General features: G+C 55.2%; 2 protein-coding genes and 1 pseudogene. 1 reads left to right on the top strand and 2 read right to left on the bottom strand.

Annotation, left to right across the window (positions count from 1 at the left end):
* On the bottom strand, positions 1–461 hold a 461-nt coding region (locus EOA24_RS32195; RefSeq protein WP_189354406.1), incomplete at its 3' end, for an aminopeptidase P family N-terminal domain-containing protein.
* 493 nt (positions 462–954) lie between these two features.
* Positions 955–2,193 carry an acetyl-CoA carboxylase biotin carboxylase subunit family protein gene (locus EOA24_RS32200; RefSeq protein WP_127410489.1) on the bottom strand — a complete coding sequence of 413 codons (1,239 nt, stop codon included), beginning with the start codon at positions 2,191–2,193 and terminating at the stop codon, positions 955–957.
* A 201-nt stretch (positions 2,194–2,394) separates the two neighbouring features.
* Between EOA24_RS32200 and EOA24_RS43455 the strand changes: the two are divergent.
* A pseudogene (locus tag EOA24_RS43455) lies at positions 2,395–2,672 on the top strand (hypothetical protein); the annotation flags it as partial.
* Positions 2,673–3,144 lie beyond the last annotated feature (472 nt).

Below are 3,144 nucleotides of genomic sequence, written 5' to 3' on the forward strand. Positions count from 1 at the left end.
AGCTTGGTGCAGTCTACAACGCGAGCCTCAGGCAGCCGTGACTTGAACTTTTCCGATGTCGCTGCAGGCAGGCTCGACATCTCGATACCCAGCCCCCGTTTCGCGAGACCAGCTTCATTCAGGAAGTCGATGACGGCATCGTATCCGTCGTTGGCTAGATTGCCAATGAGCGCTTCCGGGTAGCCGATGATCTTATCCTGTTCCATGAAACATTCGTACATGGCCGCCGGCGCATCGCAACGACGAAGGATGAATGTCGGCTCCTCAGCCACCCCGTCAATCACAAGCGCCTGAGGAACATATCCGGACGGCGTGGTATAGCCTGAAAGATAAGTGATATTGGAAGCGTCCAAAACGAGCAGTACGTCCACGTCGCGTCCCTCCATTTCAGCCTTCACGGCGGACAGCCGGCGCAGGTATTCAGTGCGTGGAAATGCCTGTACACCCTTTGGGATCGTCATGAGTCTACTCCATTGATTTTTGAGGTTTGCATTCGCGCAACAATGACACAGCCTCCGCTAAGACTGGCCAGCACAATCCGGTCGCTGAGGCTTGATCGTCCTGTGCTTGTTGTTCAACTCGCGGCTAGAGAAGTCAGACGATTGAACGCCCAGCGGCCATGGTCAAATGCAGTTTCCATATCGACGTCATCTGGCTGCAAGATGTCTCCGAGAGACTTGTTCAGCAGGTGGCGGCCGCCTGATCAAGCGAAGCCTAGCTCGCGCAAAGCCCCTTTGGAGCGCAGGTAATCAGTCGCCACTCACGATCGTGTCGCGGAAAGCAAAGCACGAGGCTTCTGTGAATCAGCAAAAATCAACCGATCGCGATTCGCCACGGATCGCAAAGTATAGCTATGGCTCCGCATCTCTTTCGTGCTCTCAATCGCACCAATGTTCGGCAACGATCACTCTTTGGCTGGGACATCTGCGCTGGTGCGGAGAGACGAGGAACCGATTATTGTTCCTGTTCAGTCGGAAATGGTGTGATCGACCAGTCGATTAGGTCGATGGCTTGCTGGAGTATCGACTTTGTCCGAGAACGGTTGGATGAAACGGCGATAATGTACCCCATGGAGTCTCGGTAATCGCCCTTCCTGATGATCGGCGTCTTGGGCTCAACATAAAATTTGACTTCGGCGACACCCGGTACAGCAGCAGCCTGACTGCCGCCATGGATCCAATCGAGGATGCCATCGCGATCAGGAAACAATGAGCGCCAGGCCGCGATATGTGAATGGCTTTTGCGCAGGTTACATTCGCGACCGATGACAAGCTTGATGTGTTCGGTGACGAGGTCGACTCCGTAAGCCAGATGAACCGGTTGAGGACCACCACCAAGCCGCGGGTTGACTTCAATAACGACTGGACCACGTGTCGTCCATCGGAATTGGATACTGGTTGGCCCCCAGCCAAGGCCGAGAGATCGCAAGCAACTCAGCGAAACATCGGCCATAAGTTTGTACTCGTCATCAATGAGCGGGGCTGGGAAGGTTCCTTCACTACAGACGAAATGCGGCTGGCCGCCATATACAGCAGCCTCTATCCCAACGATTTCATTTCCCATTGCGTAAGCGCCGTAGTCTGGACCATTCGCGTATTCTTCAACAAGTATCCTCGGTGAAGATCGCCAAATATGCTTCCCACCCAATAGGTAGGTGGTATGTTCGGCTAACTCATCGACGGTGCTGCATAATCGCACACCGATGCTGCCGCTGCCTATGACTGGCTTCAGAATCACCGGCAGGCCGATCTCGGCGGCAGAGATTTCAACCTCCGCTGCATTCGCTGCTAAGCGATAAGCAGGTATTGGAATGCCGGCCTCCGCGAGGAGCTGACGTTGAGTAAATTTGTCGCAGCATTGTTCAATCGATGCGGGGTTCGGTCCCGGTAGATCGAAATGCAGGCAGAGCTTGCCAACTGTCGCGTAGATCGACTCGTCGTCGCCCGCAAAGCCAGTAATGCCAGCAATGTCATACGTCGCACGTAGCCGCGAACATTCGTGAATCAGCGCATCGAGATTGTCTGTATCGACACGGATTGTCTCGACACTTTCCGCCGCAAGGTAGTCATACCGAGCAGGATCAGCCGACAGGGTAATTGGATGGAAACCAAGACTCTGGGCCGCTTGGACGTATCGCAGACCAATTCCCCTATGACCTTCAACTAGGATAAGCGCTCTCGTTGCTCTTGGCATCCATTTCTCCATTGCGAGCTGCGGCGGTCCGGGCGTAAACAGGGTATTAGCCTCTTTCAGCGCGCCTGACCTCAGATTTAAGATGAACCTATAACCTTCAGGGACTTGCGCTCGCAAAGATTCTATAAATTTATTTGAAGCATTTGTTGCATGTATTCGCGGAGCGTCTAGATACCTGAGTAATTCGTCCACACCGCCTAATCCGGTGAAGTCGATTTCGGCGGCCACATATCCCGACGCGGCGACCGCCATTTGCGTGAGCTTGTTTACGAAGAGGCGTCGGTTAGGGCACGGGTCTACAGCTCCGGGAGAGGATCGGCTTGAAAAGAGCTGCCGTTGGTGTGGCGCGCGAACGCGGTGATATACATACGACGCTTGAAACCGGCGAGCTCTTAAATGCGATGCACGATCGCCTGAGGCGTCCCTGCGGGGACGAGAGCCTAGCTATTCCGCTGATCGGGGTTGCACCGCTGGCTTAGCAAGGTGCGTCGTTCCCATTGAACGCTCGTCCCGTAAAGTCCCATCATGCGGCGAACCAATATTGACCACGAAGAACCGTGTGGCTAGTCAAAAGCTCACGAGGGGAATATCCGCTGCAAACGGCCGCCGTCTCCTCGATCGCGCTCCTCGATCGCGCCAAGATCGGCTGCACAACGCAGCGCACAGCGGATGGGCCGGCCAGAGGATAGCGGTATGCTGGGAGGTGTCCCCACCGAGGCTACCGAGAAAGCTGAAGGCTCTTGGAAGCGGGAGCTGCGCCAGGCCAATGAGATCCTGCGCAAGGCGATGCTTGGTTTGCGGTGGCGGAGTTCGATCGTCTTTAGAGACGATACTCGCCTTCCGCGGAGAAGAGGTTGGTCGAGCCGATCCGTCGATCTGAGGTGCTGCCGAACGCCGTGTCACATGGGATTCACTTGTCGCTGAGCTACCTGCAAGTTCCTTTTTTTGGCC

It is taken from the genome of Mesorhizobium sp. M2A.F.Ca.ET.039.01.1.1, assembly GCF_003998035.1.
Lineage (GTDB): Bacteria > Pseudomonadota > Alphaproteobacteria > Rhizobiales > Rhizobiaceae > Mesorhizobium.